At 44.8% G+C, this 16848-nt stretch carries 16 protein-coding genes and 3 pseudogenes; 11 read left to right on the top strand and 8 right to left on the bottom strand.

Annotated features, from left to right (window positions below):
- From F972_RS13785 to F972_RS13760, 6 genes and pseudogenes are all read left to right on the top strand, one after another.
- Positions 1-3129, top strand: coding sequence for an efflux RND transporter permease subunit (locus F972_RS13785; RefSeq protein ID WP_004683669.1), 3129 nt, complete (start codon positions 1-3; stop codon positions 3127-3129).
- A gap of 132 nt (positions 3130-3261) precedes the next feature.
- On the top strand, positions 3262-3639 hold the full coding sequence (locus F972_RS13780; protein WP_004679195.1) for a hypothetical protein: 378 nt from the start codon (positions 3262-3264) through the stop codon (positions 3637-3639).
- A 145-nt stretch (positions 3640-3784) separates the two neighbouring features.
- On the top strand, positions 3785-4885 hold the full coding sequence (gene dnaJ / locus F972_RS13775) for a molecular chaperone DnaJ (protein ID WP_004756847.1): 1101 nt from the start codon (positions 3785-3787) through the stop codon (positions 4883-4885).
- A 108-nt stretch (positions 4886-4993) separates the two neighbouring features.
- Complete coding sequence (gene dapB, locus F972_RS13770) at positions 4994-5815, top strand: 4-hydroxy-tetrahydrodipicolinate reductase (protein ID WP_004679191.1); 822 nt, start codon at positions 4994-4996, stop codon at positions 5813-5815.
- A gap of 93 nt (positions 5816-5908) precedes the next feature.
- Complete coding sequence (locus tag F972_RS13765; RefSeq protein WP_004683666.1) at positions 5909-6556, top strand: START domain-containing protein; 648 nt, start codon at positions 5909-5911, stop codon at positions 6554-6556.
- 136 nt (positions 6557-6692) lie between these two features.
- Positions 6693-6926, top strand: a pseudogene (locus tag F972_RS13760) (IS982 family transposase); the annotation flags it as partial.
- Between the two features lie 12 nt (positions 6927-6938).
- On the opposite strand, the gene ahr reads toward F972_RS13760, so the two are convergent.
- From ahr to F972_RS15575, 7 genes are all read right to left on the bottom strand, one after another.
- Positions 6939-7964 carry an NADPH-dependent aldehyde reductase Ahr gene (gene ahr / locus F972_RS13755; RefSeq protein ID WP_004769998.1) on the bottom strand — a complete coding sequence of 342 codons (1026 nt, stop codon included), beginning with the start codon at positions 7962-7964 and terminating at the stop codon, positions 6939-6941.
- Positions 7965-7991: 27 nt separating this feature from the next.
- Positions 7992-8546 carry a DNA-3-methyladenine glycosylase I gene (locus F972_RS13750; RefSeq protein WP_004683659.1) on the bottom strand — a complete coding sequence of 185 codons (555 nt, stop codon included), beginning with the start codon at positions 8544-8546 and terminating at the stop codon, positions 7992-7994.
- Between the two features lie 36 nt (positions 8547-8582).
- Positions 8583-8828, bottom strand: a complete 246-nt coding sequence (locus F972_RS13745) for a hypothetical protein (RefSeq protein WP_004679184.1) — start codon at positions 8826-8828, stop codon at positions 8583-8585.
- A gap of 9 nt (positions 8829-8837) precedes the next feature.
- A complete protein-coding gene (locus tag F972_RS13740) occupies positions 8838-9341 on the bottom strand; it encodes a M23 family metallopeptidase (RefSeq protein ID WP_171062643.1) in 504 nt (167 codons plus the stop codon).
- Between the two features lie 70 nt (positions 9342-9411).
- Positions 9412-10449: an A/G-specific adenine glycosylase gene (gene mutY, locus F972_RS13735; protein WP_004683656.1), complete on the bottom strand. Its 1038-nt coding sequence runs from the start codon at positions 10447-10449 to the stop codon at positions 9412-9414.
- A gap of 378 nt (positions 10450-10827) precedes the next feature.
- A complete protein-coding gene (locus tag F972_RS13730) occupies positions 10828-11598 on the bottom strand; it encodes a dienelactone hydrolase family protein (protein WP_228127127.1) in 771 nt (256 codons plus the stop codon).
- 115 nt (positions 11599-11713) lie between these two features.
- Positions 11714-11872, bottom strand: coding sequence for a DUF1328 domain-containing protein (locus F972_RS15575; protein ID WP_004679179.1), 159 nt, complete (start codon positions 11870-11872; stop codon positions 11714-11716).
- Between the two features lie 185 nt (positions 11873-12057).
- Here F972_RS15575 and F972_RS13720 point away from each other — a divergent pair, with 185 nt between their 5' ends.
- The 5 genes and pseudogenes from F972_RS13720 to F972_RS16355 form a co-directional block, all read left to right on the top strand.
- Entirely contained in the window at positions 12058-12510 is a 453-nt protein-coding gene (locus F972_RS13720) for a YcgN family cysteine cluster protein (protein ID WP_004683652.1), read from the top strand.
- A 100-nt stretch (positions 12511-12610) separates the two neighbouring features.
- Entirely contained in the window at positions 12611-13774 is a 1164-nt protein-coding gene (locus F972_RS13715; protein WP_004769995.1) for a PQQ-dependent sugar dehydrogenase, read from the top strand.
- Positions 13775-13881: 107 nt separating this feature from the next.
- Positions 13882-14213 (top strand): annotated as a pseudogene (locus tag F972_RS16085) (hypothetical protein); the annotation flags it as partial.
- Positions 14214-14296: 83 nt separating this feature from the next.
- The gene (locus F972_RS13710; RefSeq protein ID WP_010589201.1) at positions 14297-15568 is read left to right on the top strand and encodes a replication-associated recombination protein A; all 1272 of its coding nucleotides are present in this window, start codon (positions 14297-14299) and stop codon (positions 15566-15568) included.
- A gap of 123 nt (positions 15569-15691) precedes the next feature.
- A pseudogene (locus tag F972_RS16355) lies at positions 15692-15934 on the top strand (hypothetical protein); the annotation flags it as partial.
- A 171-nt stretch (positions 15935-16105) separates the two neighbouring features.
- Here F972_RS16355 and purC read toward each other — a convergent pair.
- The gene (gene purC, locus F972_RS13700; protein ID WP_004679174.1) at positions 16106-16825 is read right to left on the bottom strand and encodes a phosphoribosylaminoimidazolesuccinocarboxamide synthase; all 720 of its coding nucleotides are present in this window, start codon (positions 16823-16825) and stop codon (positions 16106-16108) included.
- Between the last annotated feature and the right edge of the window lie 23 nt (positions 16826-16848).

Here is a 16848-nt window from a genome sequence, read left to right as displayed (position 1 = left end):
ATGAAATTTAACCTTTCAGAATGGGCGCTGAAGAATAAGGGCATTGTTCTGTATTTTATGCTGTTACTTGGCATTGTTGGGGTGATGTCCTATTCCAAGCTGTCACAGAGCGAAGACCCGCCATTTACCTTTAAAGTGATGGTGGTGCAGACCTATTGGCCAGGAGCAACGGCTCAGGAGGTTGCAACCCTGGTGACAGATCGTATTGAAAAAGAACTGATGACCACAGGGCAATATGAAAATATTCGGGCATATTCACGGCCTGGGGAATCTATGGTGACATTTATCGCCAAGGATTCTTATCGTTCCAGTGAAATTCCTGATGTTTGGTATAACGTGCGTAAAAAGGTCAATGACATTCGCTCGCAACTGCCAAGCGGTGTGCAGGGGCCGTTCTTTAATGATGAGTTCGGCGATACCTTCGGCAATATCTATGTACTGACGGGCAAAGATTTTGACTATGCGGTAATGAAAGAATATGCCGATCGTTTGCAACTACAATTGCAACGGGTCAAGGATGTTAGCAAGGTGAATCTTGTTGGTCTACAAGACCAGAAAATCTGGATTGAACTGTCCAATACTAAGGCGGTGCAGCTTGGTGTCCCTGTCACAGCCATTCAGGAAGCGATTCAAAAGCAGAATGACATGGCAGGTGCGGGCTTCTTTGAAACAGGCACAGACCGTATTCAAATCCGAGTTAGCGGACACTTACATAGTGTTGATGACCTTAAAAAAATGCCGTTATTGGTGGGTGATAAAACCATTCAACTTGGTGATGTTGCTGATGTCTATCGTGGCTTTAGTGAGCCTGCGCAGCCACGTATGCGTTTTATGGGCGAAAATGGGATTGGCATTGCGGTGTCCATGCGTAAAGGTGGGGACATCATTGCATTGGGTAAAAACCTTGAAACTGAATTTAACAGTCTACAAAAAAGCTTACCTTTGGGCATGAAACTGCAAAAAGTTTCAGACCAACCTGTTGCAGTACAACGTAGTATTCAAGAGTTTTTAAAAGTTTTAGCTGAAGCGGTCATTATCGTTTTATTGGTCAGTTTCTTCTCACTCGGTTTTCGTACAGGGCTTGTTGTTGCATTGTCGATTCCATTGGTTTTAGCAATGACCTTTGCTGGGATGAGTTTATTTGACGTTGGCTTACATAAAATCTCATTAGGCGCATTGATTCTGGCCCTAGGTTTGTTGGTTGATGATGCCATTATCGCCGTGGAAATGATGGCGATCAAAATGGAGCAAGGTTATAGTCGACTCAAGGCCGCAGGCTTTGCTTGGCAAACCACCGCCTTTCCAATGCTCACAGGAACCTTGATCACCGCGGCAGGCTTCCTGCCGATTGCCACGGCCCAATCAGGAACAGGTGAATATACTCGTTCCATTTTCCAGGTAGTCACCATTGCCCTGATTGTGTCGTGGATTGCGGCGGTATTGTTTGTACCTTATCTGGGTGAGAAGCTACTGCCTGACTTCACCAAACAACAGCAGAAAGCGGCATGGTATCTGCGCCTATGGGCGCGACTGCGTAAGCAACCTGAGCCTGTGGTCGAGGCACATGGAACGCATCACGATCCTTATCAATCCAGGTTTTACCAGTCTTTCCGTAATGTGGTGGAAATCTGTATTACCTATCGTAAAACGGTAATTGCTATTACGGTGGGTATCTTTGTGTTGTCTGTTGCGATGTTTAAGTTGGTACCGCAACAATTCTTCCCCCCATCGAATCGTGCTGAAATTTTAGTGGATTTAAAGCTGGAAGAAGGGGCTTCCCTAACGGCGACAGAACAAGCAGTACATAAGGTAGAACAATTCCTATCCAAACAAAAAGGGATTGATAATTATGTCGCTTATGTCGGCACAGGTTCACCACGTTTCTATCTGCCTTTAGATCAACAATTGCCACAGGCCAGCTTTGCCCAGTTTGTGGTGCTGGCATCGTCTTTAGATGACCGTGATGAAATCCGCCGTTCTTTAGAGACACAAATTAAGCAGTTGTTGCCTCAGGTGCGTACTCGTGTGTCCTTATTGGAAAATGGCCCTCCTGTGGGTTATCCATTGCAGTATCGGGTCTCAGGTGAAGATTTGGCGACGGTTCGGGCAGAGGCTCAGAAAGTGGCTAAAGTGCTGAGCGAAGACCCAAACACCACTAATGTACATCTGGACTGGGGTGAACCAAGCAAGATTATTGCCATTGAGATTGATCAGGACCGTGCGCGTCAAATGGGCGTTTCCAGTGTTGATCTGGCCAATTTCCTCAATGCCTCAGTGACAGGCGCGGTGATGAATCAATATCGTGAAAAACGTGAACTCATTGAAATTCGTTTACGTGGTGATAAGTCAGAACGTGTCGAAGTGGCTTCGTTAGCAAATTTAGCCGTGCCAACCACCAAAGGAACCACTGTACCTCTAGCACAAATAGCAAAAATTGAGTCACGTTTTGAAGAAGGTTTAATTTGGCATCGTAATCGTTTACCGACGATTACCGTTCGCGCGGATATTCGTACCCATTTACAACCTGCAACAGTGGTTCAGCAATTGGCGGAAAAGATGCAGACTCTACGTGCCGATTTACCAAATGGCTATTTACTTGAGGTGGGTGGTACAGTTGAGGAGTCGGCCAAAGGTCAAAATTCTGTGAATGCAGGTATGCCACTGTTCCTTGCGGTGGTCATGACCCTGTTGATGATTCAGTTGCGTAGCATGTCTCGCGCGACCATCGTCTTGCTGACCGCACCGCTTGGCCTGATTGGGGTGGTGGCGTTCCTGTTGTTGTTCAATAAACCGTTTGGTTTCGTGGCCATGCTCGGAACCATTGCCCTGTCTGGCATGATCATGCGTAACTCGCTGATCCTGATTGACCAGATTGAGCAGGACATTCAGGCAGGGCATGAACCGTGGGACGCGGTGATTGGTGCCACCATGCGCCGCTTCCGTCCGATTGTGTTAACCGCACTTGCCGCAGTACTTGCGATGATTCCATTATCACGCAGTATTTTCTTTGGTCCGATGGCGGTTGCGATTATGGGCGGCTTGATTGTAGCCACCCTGTTGACCCTGTTTTTCCTGCCTGCACTCTATGCGGCGTGGTTTAAGGTCAAGAAAGCAACACATCTATCGTAATTATTTTGTGAATAAAGGTGCGAAATATTGAAAATTTTAATATAGTAGCACCTATATTTTAAGACCAAAAAATAATTGAATTTCATTGCATGACTGTTTTGGCAAAATGCGGTGAATGAGGTGATCTAGAGCATGGGGCAAGACAGTATTGAGCAGCATCGCCGCTATGTGGCGATATCTTATGTGTTCATGTTTCTTGCATTATTTACAATCGTGTTTGCAGTGTTTGCGTATCTGCTGGCACGAAAAGTTGCGACTGCGAATAATGCTGAAGTATGGATACACGCACATGCACTGTGGATTATGCGTAATGTGCTGCTGTTTATTCTGATGGCTTTCTTTGCTGCCCTGTGGTTTATTCCACTGTTCTTTTTTGTCTGGAACAGCGCCCTCTGGGTGACCGCCATGACGGTTGTGGGTGTGGTGTTTAGCTCGATTGCATGGCTATTTCTGTTGAATGCATGGCTGAAAGGTATTGCCAGATACTTTAGAAATAAAGCGGTTTTCTAAATTTATCGCTTTTTTTATCACAATCACTCTTGTAAACGTATTGTACAGGCCCTATTAAGGCTTTGTTGACTTTAGAAATAAAATGTCAGCAGAGCCTATTTGTTTTTTCAAGTTTGAATAAATTCCGTGAGGAGCATCGCCAACCATGGCTAAACGTGATTATTATGAGGTTTTAGGCGTTTCGAAAACCGCAAGTGATGATGAGATTAAAAAAGCCTATCGTAAGTTGGCGATGAAGTATCATCCAGATCGTAACCCAGATAACGCTCAGGCGGAAGAAAAGTTTAAAGAAGCAGCAGAGGCTTACGAAGTACTTTCTGATGGCGAAAAACGCAGCATGTATGATCGTGCTGGTCATAGTGCCTTTGAGGGTGGTTTCGGTGGCGGTGGTGGTTTTAGTGCGGAAGACATCTTTAGCCAGTTTGGTGATATTTTTGGTAGTGCTTTCGGTGGTGGTGGTCGCCAGCAACAACGCCAGCGCCGTGGTTCAGACCTCCGCTATGTGATGGAATTGACGCTTGAAGAAGCAGTCAAAGGCGTGAAAAAAACGATTACTTTTACTGCACCAGCGCCGTGTGAAACATGTGATGGTAAAGGTTCTAAGAATCCAAATGATGTGGAAACCTGTCGTACCTGTCATGGTGCTGGTCAAGTACGTATGCAGCAAGGTTTCTTCTCGGTTCAACAAACTTGTAGTACTTGCCGCGGTCAAGGCAAAATCATCAAGAATCCATGTAACACCTGTCATGGTTCAGGCGTTGCAGACCGCCAGCAAACGCTTGAAGTCACTATTCCTGCAGGTGTGGACAATGGCGATCGTGTTCGCTTAACAGGTAAAGGTGAAGCGATTCGTGATGGTCAGGCGGGTGATTTATACGTTGAAGTCGTAGTTCGTGAACATGAAGTCTTCCAACGTGACGGTGCAGACCTGTATATGGATGTGCCAGTCAGTATTGCAGATGCTGCATTAGGTAAAGAAATCGAAATCCCGACGCTGGATGGTCGTGTCAGCTTAAAAATCCCAGAAGGTACGCAGACAGGTAAGCTATTCCGCTTACGTGGTAAAGGTGTTCGTCCTGTACGTAGCAGCATGGTCGGTGACTTATTGTGCCGTATCGTGGTGGAAACCCCTGTCAATTTAAACAGTCGTCAGCGTGAATTGTTGAAAGAGCTGCAAGCGTCTTTTGATGGGGATGGTCATGCCTCATCACCAAAGAAAAAGTCATTCTTTGACTGGTTTAACTGATGTTGAAAAAACCTGCTTCGGCAGGTTTTTTTATGGGAATTTTTTAGCGTAGGCACAGAGTTTTGCTATAGTAGCGGAATTGTTTAAATAAAAGACTGGGAAAAAATTATGTCAACTTCTCCACGCATTGGAATCTTGGGTGCAGGCGGACGCATGGGGCGTATTCTGATTCAAGCAGTACAACAAGCAGGCTACCAACTGGCAGCAGCTGTTGAACGTCCAGAAAGCAGTTTGGTGGGTGCAGATGCAGGGGAACTTGCGGGTGTGGGAAGTCTGGGCATCAAGGTGGTGGGAAGTTTGAGTGAAGTGCTCAAGGATTGTGATGTGGTGATTGACTTTACTGCACCAGCCGCCACCGAACAGCACTTGAAACTGTGCCGTGAAGCGGGTGTGGCCATGGTGATTGGCACCACAGGCATGAATGATGAACAGAAAGCATTTCTGGATGAAACGGCGACACAAACACCAGTCGTGTATGCCGCGAACTATTCTGTGGGTGTAAACGTTTCCATTAAATTACTGGAACTGGCGGCAAAAGTGTTTGGTGATACCGTTGATATTGAAATCATTGAGGCACATCACCGTCATAAGGTGGACGCGCCGTCCGGCACCGCGTTTATGATGGGTGAGGCAATTGCTGATACCTTGGGCCGTAACCTCAAGGAAGTGGCGGTGTATGGTCGTGAGGGCTATACAGGTCCACGTGATCGCCAGACCATTGGTTTTGAAACCATTCGTGGAGGTGACATCGTCGGTGAGCATACGGTGATGTTTATTGGTGAAGGGGAGCGTGTGGAAGTCACCCATAAAGCCACCAACCGTATGAACTTTGCTTCAGGCGCAGTACGTGCAGCCGCCTGGGTAGTGGGACGTGAAGCTCGTAAATATGACATGAAAGATGTTCTGGGCTTTAACGATATTCAGGTATAACACATCAATTTTCGCACTATCCAGCGCCTGGCGAGCCTCCATTTGTAGGGGTGAAACAGGCACTCACGACCATTAAAATAAATTGAGCATGACATGAAAAAAAAACATATTGTTGCCGCACTTCTCAGTATCACCAGCCTGACAGCCACGGCTGCAACAGACGCAGCCAAACTCAGCCTAAACCGCAATAACATTAAAGTCTGGACCTATCAGACAGAGAATAATCCTGTCTTTCAGTACAAAGCAGAAACGACTTTTGATGTACCTTTGGAACGGGCAGTTGCAGTAGTACTTGATGTTGAACGCACACCACAATGGGTACCCTATGTTGCTAAGGCACAGCTTTTGTCTCGGGATGAAAAAAAGGGGGAATTTACCCTGTATATGCTGTTGGATTTGCCATTTCCTTTGAAAGACCGTGATCTGGTAATTAAAGGCAAGATGAATAAGAATGCTGATGGGAGTATTAGTATTAAGAATAACGCAATTAAAAATAGTTATCCTGAACGACCTGATGTGATTCGTTTGAATCAATATACAGGAGATTGGACGTTCCAAAGACTTGCCAATAATAAGGTTAAAGTCATGACTACTGGTTATGCCGACCCAGCAGGTTCGATTCCATTGAGTTTTGTGAATATGTTTGTGCAGCAGCAACCGTATCAAATGCTGATGAAGATGAAGAAAGAAATTTACAATCCATTATATGCGCAGCCACATCTACCTGACTTACTAAAATAAATAAAAAAGCCTGATTCAATCAGGCTTTTTTATTGGCATTTAACTCTGAGGACATTGCTGTAATGCTGAATCTGCCTTGGTGGATAATTTGATCTGGATAAAAACACCAAGATTAAACCAATCGCTGCCAACACCGCCCCAATCCCTGGATGCTTTTGATAGTGCAGTATTAAGAAAACGAGGAACGATTGCAGCTCCATTTCATCTGATGAAAAGCCAGTTTGATCTTGAACATACTCGCCACAGATCAAAAATAGGGCTACTGACTACAATATTTGCTGCTTTAACATTATATGCTTTGATGCTTGTAAATGGATATAAGTCTGGGATTCAGCAGATTTTAAAACCGATTGAATTAAAATCTGCTTAAACCGAATTCACTTTAATCAAAGTCTGCTTTAAGTACAATACGATAACGTGCTTGACCTGAATGGAGTCGTTCAATGGCTTCATTGAGTTGAGACATTGGAAATAGCTCAATTTGTGGCGCAATATTTTTACGTGCGGCAAATTGTAGTAATTGGCGCAGTGCTAAAGGTGACCCAGTTGGTGAAGCTGTAACAGATTTCGCTCCACTCATGATAGTACCTACAGAAACTGGAATAGGCTCTAAGGTAATCCCCAAGAAATGCATACTACCATTCGGTGCCAAGGTATTGAGATAGGCTTGCCAATTCAGGGTTACATTGACGGTGCTAAGCAATAGATCAAACTTGCCACGTTGCGCTTTGATCGCTTGAGCATCACGACTATTTACCACATGGTCAGCGCCCATGGCTTTGAGCTCTTCAGTTTTGTCTGGATTTGAACTAAATGCACTAATCTCACAACCCCAAGCCTTAAGTAACTTGATGGCCATATGCCCTAAACCACCAATCCCAATCACACCGACATGATGTGTTGCTTGGATCTGATGTTTAAGTAAAGGATCAAACACGGTAATGCCGCCACAAAGCAATGGTCCTGCACTTTCAGGATCCAAACCCTCTGGTAGAGGAATGACCCATTGCCAACCTGCGCGAACTTTTTCTGCAAAGCCACCCGCATGACCAACGATAGTCGCAACGCTGCCACCCGTACATAAAACTTGATGACCACCAATACATGGATCGCATGCTTGGCAACTTTCAGCTGTCCAGCCAATGCCAACACGTTGACCAAGTTTCAGTCCTTTGGCTTCTGAACCGAGTGCGATAATTGTGCCAATAATTTCATGTCCAGCGACAGCAGGATAAACGGATGAACGCCATTCATTATTGATCACAGACAAATCAGAATGACATAAACCGCAGTATTCAACTTTAACTTCAACCTGATGTGGCTTTAATTCACCTGCATCAAATTGATAAGGAACCAATTGCTCGCCTGCCTGCATGGCAGCATAAGCACGAATTTGGTTATTACTCATTATTATTTTCCTTTTATAAAGAATGGATTATTTAAACTCACAATGATTTTCGTGATCGTTAACCATTCCCACTGCCTGCATAAAGGCATAGCAGGTGGTTGGTCCAACAAACTTAAAACCACGTTTTTTTAAGGTTTTGGACAATTTCTGGCTGATTGCGGTTTGTGCAGGTGCATCACGGTAATTCAGCACAACATTATTTGGTGTTTGATGATCGACAAAACTCCAAAGCCAAGAGGAGACATCATCTACCTCATCCTTAAGCTTGAGCCATGCAATCGCATTATCCCGAATGGCTTTTAATTTACCTAAATGGCGGATAAGGCCTGCATCACTAAGCTTATTTTCCAGTTGCTCATCGCTGAGGGTGGCAATCTGCGTGATGGGATATTGAAAGAAATGTGTGCGGTAGTTTTCACGTTTTTTCAATACGGTAATCCATGACAAGCCTGCCTGCTGCCCCTCAAGGCACAGCATCTCAAACAGCTGTGCTTCATTATGCTCGGGCTTGCCCCATTCTTTATCATGGTAGGTGATATAGAGCGGATCAGAGGAACACCAGCCACAGCGTTGAATTGTCATATTGGATGCTTCCTATTGTTATTATCAGGGAAAAATTTAGAGTTTGAATGTGACCCAGTCATCTTGACGGGTATCCCAATAATACAATTCCGCTGTGGTTAAATCAGTAAATTTAAGCCAAAAGTCCTTGCCTGATTTATCTGCAAAACCTGTGCTAATCAGCAGAGCATCTTCGGTAATTTCCATAATCCAGCCTTGATAGCTTGTACCATTGATGATGATTTTCTGTTGATTTCCAGACTCTGCAAATTTAACCAGTCGTTCAATCAATGCTTCTGACATGCTGTGTTCCTAACGTAAATATGAGTATGGATTGACTGCTCCACGCCCTTTGCCATTTAAATAAATACCATAATGTAAATGTGGGGCAGTCGCACGAGCATTGCCTGTATTGCCTACATAACCAATGAGGTCGCCCTTATGAACATAATCCCCCACATTAAGCCCCCGTTTATGACCATCTAAATGGGCATAGTAGTGCCAAGAACCAGATGGCCCAAGAATCCAGATGACCTTACCACCTAAATTATTATTACGTAAATCAGCCACTAAGCCCTCAGTGGCACTATACACTTTCGTGCCACGCTCCGCCATGATGTCAATGCCTTCATGGCTGCGACCATGACTGCGTGCCGAACCCCAGGTATCACGCAATTGATTGCGACTGATCCCCTTGACAGGAACAGGCAGGCGGCTGTCCAGACGTATCATTTTAAGTTTGTTCACCTGTGCATTTGGCAAGGATGCAGGCTTCTTTGGTGCAGTGGTACATGCTGAAAAGATTAGCATCAGCATGGCAAGAACCGTATAGCAAATCGGGTAACGCACACAAACTCCTTGCGTTCGAATTTACAGCATGCAGGTTTTAGGCCTTTTGTTTGGCTGTAATCAGTTTTTTCATGGCCGTTGGAATGCCTTTGGCAATCGCGGCTTCTGGACAGAGCCATATTCCATTCAGTTCAATGCTGAGCTGTTCTTTTTGGTCATGTTCCACGTGGAACAGTTTTTCATTGAGCACCCATGTGAAATGAGTGAAACTATGGCTAATCTGCAAAGATGATACTTGAGCTTGCAGCTTAAAGTGCTGCTCAATCTGTTGTAATTCGGTTGCCTGCTCAATGATCGGCAGGCAATACAATCCGCCCCATAACCCATGTGCCTCACGCTGTTGCCAAAACCATTCATCACCCGACTGGATCACAACCACATCAGCCGTTCTGACAGGAACGGGTTTCTTGGCCTTTTTGAATGGCAGTTCCTGTTCAAGCCCTTGTTGATAGGCCTGACAATGTTGCTGCATCGGGCAGTAAAGACATAAAGGCTTTTTCGGGGTACAAATCGTTGCACCCAAATCCATGATTGCCTGAGTATAGTCATGGTTGCGCTGTTCAGGGCAAAGTTGCTCGGCAATTTCCCAAAGCTTGCGTTCATTTTGTGGTTTGGACAGGTCATCTTCAATCGCAAAAAAACGTGCTAAAACCCGTTTTACATTGCCATCCATAATCACGCCATATTGTCGTAAGCCAAGAGACATTAATGCACCAGCAGTTGAACGACCAATGCCTGGTAATTCAATCCACTGTTCTAATGTTTCAGGAAATTTACCTTGTTGACTGACAATGGCTGCGGCTTTATGCAGGTTACGCGCACGGGCATAGTAGCCTAGACCTGCCCAATAAGGCGCAACATCCTCCCAACTGGCTTGGCCTAAATCCTGTACAGTCGGAAATCTTTCAATAAAGCGATCAAAATATTGCAGAACAGTTTTAACTTGAGTTTGTTGCAGCATTATTTCTGAGACCCAGACCTTGTAGGGATTATCGGCAATTTGCCAAGGCAGGTTATGGCGACCATGTTGGTCGTACCATGTCAGGAGTGCGTCAGAAAATGAAAAATCAGGCATGAATCAGAACAATCAAAAGCAGAGGGGTAGTATAGCGGAAATGGGGAGAGGGGTTTTGTTACTTTTGACCCGTCAAAAATAAGGCATCGCTTACGCAAATTATATTTGATTTCGTATGGCTTATGAGGCTGTATAGTTTCTTCTAAATGGAGTCATGCCGAGTACTCCTCCAATTTTAGGATAAGCTTTCAGCTGGACTTACTTTTCAAGGATGAAAAGTAAGCAAAAATCCTTTGTTTGGCTGACGGCACATCCTTGATGCCGCAGCCAAACAGGCGGCATCCATGCCGCCTTTGCACGAGCAAATATTTTCAAAATTTTAGATCTCAGATTTGCACTAGCAGCTATTTCCGAGAACCTAAATTTTGTATTTACCGATTACTTCAAATGCTTATCTAACAACTCATACATGGCTTCAAGACCCTGACGTTCAGCCTCGGCGTTATAGCCTAAGTCAACATTATTGGCTTTGGCCCGTTCATCAGCAAGCGGATTACTAAAACCGTGTTTGGCATCCTCAAAAATAATCACTTCATGATCCACTTCTGCGTCATGCATTTCCTGACGGAAGCTTTCGACATCATCCAAAGAAACCATGGTGTCAATCTCACCATGTAATACAAGAATTTCAGCCTGAATTTTTCCTTTTTGTGCAGGTGCTTTCGGGCTTAAATTCGCATGGAAAGTCACCACAGCTTTCAAATCGGCACCAGATCGCGCCAAATCCAGAACAACTTTACCACCATAGCAAAAACCAATTGCTGCCAATTTTTCAGTATTGACCTCTGGTTGTGCTTTTAAAGCATCTAAGCCTGCTTGAGCACGATCAACCACGGTGTCTACATGATCAAATGTTTGCATCATCCATGCTAAGGCTTGTGGTACATCCGTAGTAACTTTCTTGTCGCCATACATGTCAATCGCCAGCGCAGCAAAGCCATGCTCCGCCAACTCACGGGCGCGCTGTTCTGTATAGTCATTACGACCCCACCATTCAGGTGCAACAATCACACCTGCAACAGGTTCATCTGTAACAGGTGCAGCAAAATAGCCAATAAGGCGTTCGCCATCTGGAGCGCTATATTCAATTTCACGGGTATGGATGGCAAAGTTCATTCTATTGTCCTGATCTGTATTGTTAGAATGCATTGATTAAAACATAAAAATAATGGTTTGCTGGAGAAGAAATAAATAGAAACATGATTTTTATCAATAAAAAAAGAAGAATATTAAATTCTTCTTTTTTATTCTCTCTAAAATTTTTTTAGACTCGACCTCTGGAAATAAAACCAACAATTGCCAAAATTACGGCAACCACGAGTAAAATCACAGCAAAGTCTTTAGATAAACCTGCAACACCACCAAAACCCAACAAGCTGGCGATTAATGCAATCACTGCAAAAATAATAGCCCAACGGAACATATTAATATCTCCTCAATTTTTCGTTATGTTTAAAATATATCTTGACTTTTCTGAATAAAATGTACTGTTTCTGTGGTATGAGTGTGTAATAGTTAAAGAATTGTTAATGAACAGATCACTGCGCTGGCCCATCAGAAGTCTGGTCAATGTTATAATCAGCTCAAACTGAAACTGAAAAACGGCCTATGTCATCTGAGCTCCGTCCAAACTTCTGGAAACACTACCCACTTGAGCAGCTTAGCCTGACTGAATGGGAAGCTTTGTGCGATGGTTGTGGTTTGTGCTGTCTGGTCAAGCTTGAGGATGAGGACACTGCTGAGGTGGCCTATACCAAGGTGGCATGTAAATTACTGGACTGTAAAACGGCACGCTGTTCAGATTATCCAAACCGCCAGCAACGGGTGCCTGACTGTATCCAACTCACGCCAGAACGCTTGCAGACCATTTCATGGCTGCCTCCAAGCTGTGCTTACCGTCGCTTAAAGGATGGGAAAAACCTGCCCTCCTGGCATTACCTGAACACAGGCTCACGCCAGAGTGTGATCAAGGCGAAGAAATCGGCCGCTGGCCGTTGTATTTCAGAAGATGAAGTCGATCAGGAACAGATTGAGGACTATATTGTGCGCTGGGTGCGTTAAGCACAAATTTAACGGTTGGTATTTGATAAAGCAACATTTCTACAGCATTGTTATTGGCTGATCTCCGTAAAATAAATTGTATAAACAGGGAAGATAGATAATGAATAAATTGATCATGATGCCTTTGCTGTGTAGCAGTTTTTTATTTTTGCTGGCCTGCGGTTCCAATAAAACCAATTCCAAAACCCTTGAACAGGAGGTGGCACAGGCAAATACTCAAAAGACGATTAGCCAGAGCTATCGTGTTGAAACGATTGCCCAGTTCAATGAACCGTGGGCCATCAGCAGCTTGCCTGACCAGCGTCTACTGATTACAGAGCGTAAGGGACAATTAAAATTATTCGATCCAAAAACCAAAAGTATTGTCAATGTCAGTGCTGTTCCTGCGGTGAGTTATGGTGGACAGGGCGGCTTGGGCGATGTCATTTTACATCCTGATTTTCAGAATAATCACTGGCTGTATTTAAGTTATGCCAGCAAAGGACAGGGTGGCTATGGAGCGGAAATTTCACGGGCAAAGCTGGATTTATCCAATCCTGCACAGCCAAAACTGACCGATTTAAAAACCATCTGGCAACAAGTGCCGAAAGTCTCAGGGCAGGGGCATTACGGCCATCGGATGATGTTTGGGCCTGATGGAAAATTATGGGTCAGTTCAGGCGAGCGACAAAAATTTGATCCTGCTCAGGATATGCAAAGCAATCTAGGTAAGGTTCTGCGTCTAAATGACGATGCTACGCCAGTCAAAGATAATCCATTTATCCAGCAAGGCGGTGTCACGGCGCAAATTTGGTCACTGGGTCATCGTAATCCACTGGGCATGGCCTTTGATCCGCAGGGGCAGCTTTGGGTGGTGGAGATGGGGCCAAAAGGCGGTGATGAGCTAAATCGTATCGTTAAAGGACAAAATTATGGCTATCCGATTGTCTCCAATGGTGATCATTATTCAGGCTTGCCGATTCCTGACCATCATACCCATCCAGAATTTAAGGCACCTGAGATTGACTGGACACCTGTCATTTCACCCTCCAGTCTGATGATTTATACAGGCAATCAATTTCCCTTGTGGCAACAAAAAGCCCTTATTGGTGGATTGTCCTCCGAGGCGATTATTGTGGTTGATCTAAATGCCAAGCCTGTCAGGGAAGTGCAGCGACTGGACATGAAACAGCGTATCCGTGGCCTGCATCAGGCACAGGATGGTTCAATCTGGGTGATTGAAGATGGCCCTAAAGCAAAATTACTTAAACTGAGTGCCAAATAAACTTAATTACTGATGTTACGCAGTAAGTGCATTTTTGGGCACTTTCACCACAATATGTTGTGTTTGAATTTTTGAAAATTTACAACATATAGGCTAGGTGCGTGGCATCAGTTATTCATGTACCTGAACAGCAGCAATCGCAATATGCATGAGGCTATAAAAATGATCAGCCGATTCGAGTGTCAGCAGGCATGTTTGATGCTGAAGCTGATGGCATAAAAAGCACCAGCTCGGATATGCTGAAATTTCTGGATGTCCATATCAATGTGCAGCAGTTAAAACAGGTGCCACCAATGGCTTTGCTGCTCATGTCGCCTTTATTCCCCAGCAAAAAATTGGCCTCGTGAAGCTTGCCAATACCAATTTCCCCAATGAGGCAAGGATTAAAGCCAGCTATGAAGTGGTGCAGCAGCTCATTGAAGCAAGCAGTGCGCAATAGAATGACGCAGTGCATGCAGATTCAAATTGTAGATTTGCGCCAGACGCAATAGACTAGGATAAAACAGCAGAAAGCCCTTGATGATGTCAGATACGCATATTCCACTTCCTGAACGCTTACGTCCCCGTGATTTATCCGAAATCATCGGGCAGGATCATTTGCTGGGTGAGCATGCACCCTTGCGCCAGATGATTGATCAAGGACATTTGCCATCGATCATTTTCTGGGGGCCTCCTGGAGTAGGTAAAACCACCATTGCCCTATTGCTGGCTCAGGCGGTGGATCGTCCTTTCATTAGCCTGTCTGCACTGAATACAGGTGTGAAAGAACTGCGCGAAGTGATTGCCGAAAGTGGTGATCTGCTTACGCCAATAGTGTTTATTGACGAAATTCACCGTTTTAATAAGTCGCAGCAGGACGCCTTACTGGGTGCGGTGGAGAAAGGCAAAATTACCCTGATCGGGGCCACCACTGAAAATCCATCCTTTGAGGTCAATAGCGCACTGTTGTCCCGTTGTCAGGTCTATACCCTGAACAGTCTGGATGCGGATGCGATTCAAACCCTGATCAATAGGGCGATTCAAACTGATTCATTTTTAAGGCAACGGCATATCCAGATTGAGGAATATGATGCGTTGGTTCAGTTTGCCGCAGGAGATGCCCGCAAGGCACTCAACCTGATTGACCTGATTGCCAGTACCTTTGAGCCCGATATTGAAAATATCGTGACCAATGCCATCGTGGTCAGGGTGGCACAGCAGAATATTGCGCGTTATGACAAGTCAGGCGAGCAGCACTACGACATTATCTCAGCATTTATCAAGTCGATTCGGGGCAGTGATCCAGATGCAACATTGTACTGGATGGCTCGCATGCTCAAGGGGGGCGAAGACCCTGTGTTTATCGCCCGTCGCATGTTGATTGCCGCTTCAGAAGATATTGGTAATTCCAATCCCAATGCCTTGTTGCTGGCAGGCGAATGTTTCCGTTCAGTGCAGGCGGTGGGTATGCCCGAAGCTCGGATTATTCTGGGGCAATGTGCGGTGTATTTGGCCACCAGCCCGAAAAGTAACAGTACCTATTTAGCCATCAATCGCGCGCTGGAACTGGCAGATAAAACAGCGAATTTGCCTGTGCCTTTGCATTTACGCAATGCACCGACCAAGTTGATGAAACAGCAGGGCTATGGCGTGGATTATCTGTATCCACACAATTTCCCAGAGCATTTTGTGATGCAGGAATATCTGCCGCCTGAGTTAAAAGGCACTAAGCTGTATGAATCTGCCAGAAACAAGCGTGAAGTTGAGGGCGAACGTTTGCAGCAACGTCGTTGGCAGCAGGAACAGCAGCAATAACTCTGAGCTGGTCTGGGTCTATAATGTAGCAGGCAAATGGACAGATATTTTTATAGTGATACTAGACACTTCATATAAAACAACGCATCATCGCCGTTTATCACGGATGATAAAGTTCCATCAATGTCCACCCAAAAAATTAATGCTGCGGAAAGTATACGGGGCCTTGCCTGTCTTGCGGTGGTGTTGTCACACCTGTCGCTGACATTCTTTCCACAACTTCATAATTTTGGTGAAAGTGCGGTTCCGCAATATGCTCTTTTCGCCCAGTTGCACAACTCGCCGCTGGCATTTTTCTATTCAGGAACAGGCGCGGTTTTTGTGTTCTTTGTCCTGAGTGGTGCGGGACTATGGGCAAGTCTTTTTACCGTGATCATGAGTATTATGCTGGCATATCCGTATAGCCGTTATGTGGATGATGCAGCAATCAAGATTTCAAACCAATTGGCAAGTCGGTTCTAGGTTCAATTGACCGATAATAAAAAAACCAGCCTAAATGGCTGGTTTTTTATATGAAAACTTAAGCTCTATAAAAGCTTAGATATCATCTAGGTTGATGCCCAAACGTGCAGCAACTTCTTCATAGGCCTCAACTACACCACCTAAACCCTGACGGAAACGGTCTTTATCTAGTTTTTTCTTGGTGTCTTTATCCCATAAACGGCAACCGTCTGGAGAGAACTCATCACCCAGTACAATACGGTCATGGAACACACCAAACTCAAGTTTAAAGTCAACCAGAATCATGTTGCCCGCGTCGAACAATGCTTTAAGCACATCATTCACCTGATAAGTCAGCTCTTTCATTTTTTCAAGCTGTTCAGCATTCGCCCAACCCAAGGCAATCGCCTGAGACTCGTTCACCATTGGATCGCCAAGCGCATCGTCCTTAAAGAACAATTCGAAAGTTGGTGGCGTCAGTTCCTTGCCTTCCTCAACACCCAAGCGACGGCACAGTGAACCCGCAGCATAGTTACGAATCACACATTCAACTGGAATCATCTGGAGTTTCTTAACCAGCACTTCAGTTGGAGAAAGCAGTTTTTCAAAATGCGTCTCAATGCCAGCTTCAGCCAGTTTTTCCATGATAAAGGCGTTAAAACGGTTGTTGACCTTGCCTTTACGATCTAGTTGTTCGATTTTTTCGCCATTGAACGCAGAGGCATCATCACGAAAGACTAAAATCAGGTGGTCAGCATGATCTGTTTCATAGACAGATTTTGCTTTACCAGTATAGAGCAAGGTTTGTTTTAACATGGGGGAACCTTTATTTAGAAAAT

It is taken from the genome of Acinetobacter sp. CIP 102529 (genome assembly GCF_000368325.1).
In the GTDB taxonomy this organism is placed as follows: Bacteria; Pseudomonadota; Gammaproteobacteria; order Pseudomonadales; family Moraxellaceae; genus Acinetobacter; species Acinetobacter parvus.
The sequence above is the reverse complement of the archived record's forward strand: the minus strand, read 5'-3'. Positions and strand labels throughout refer to the sequence as shown.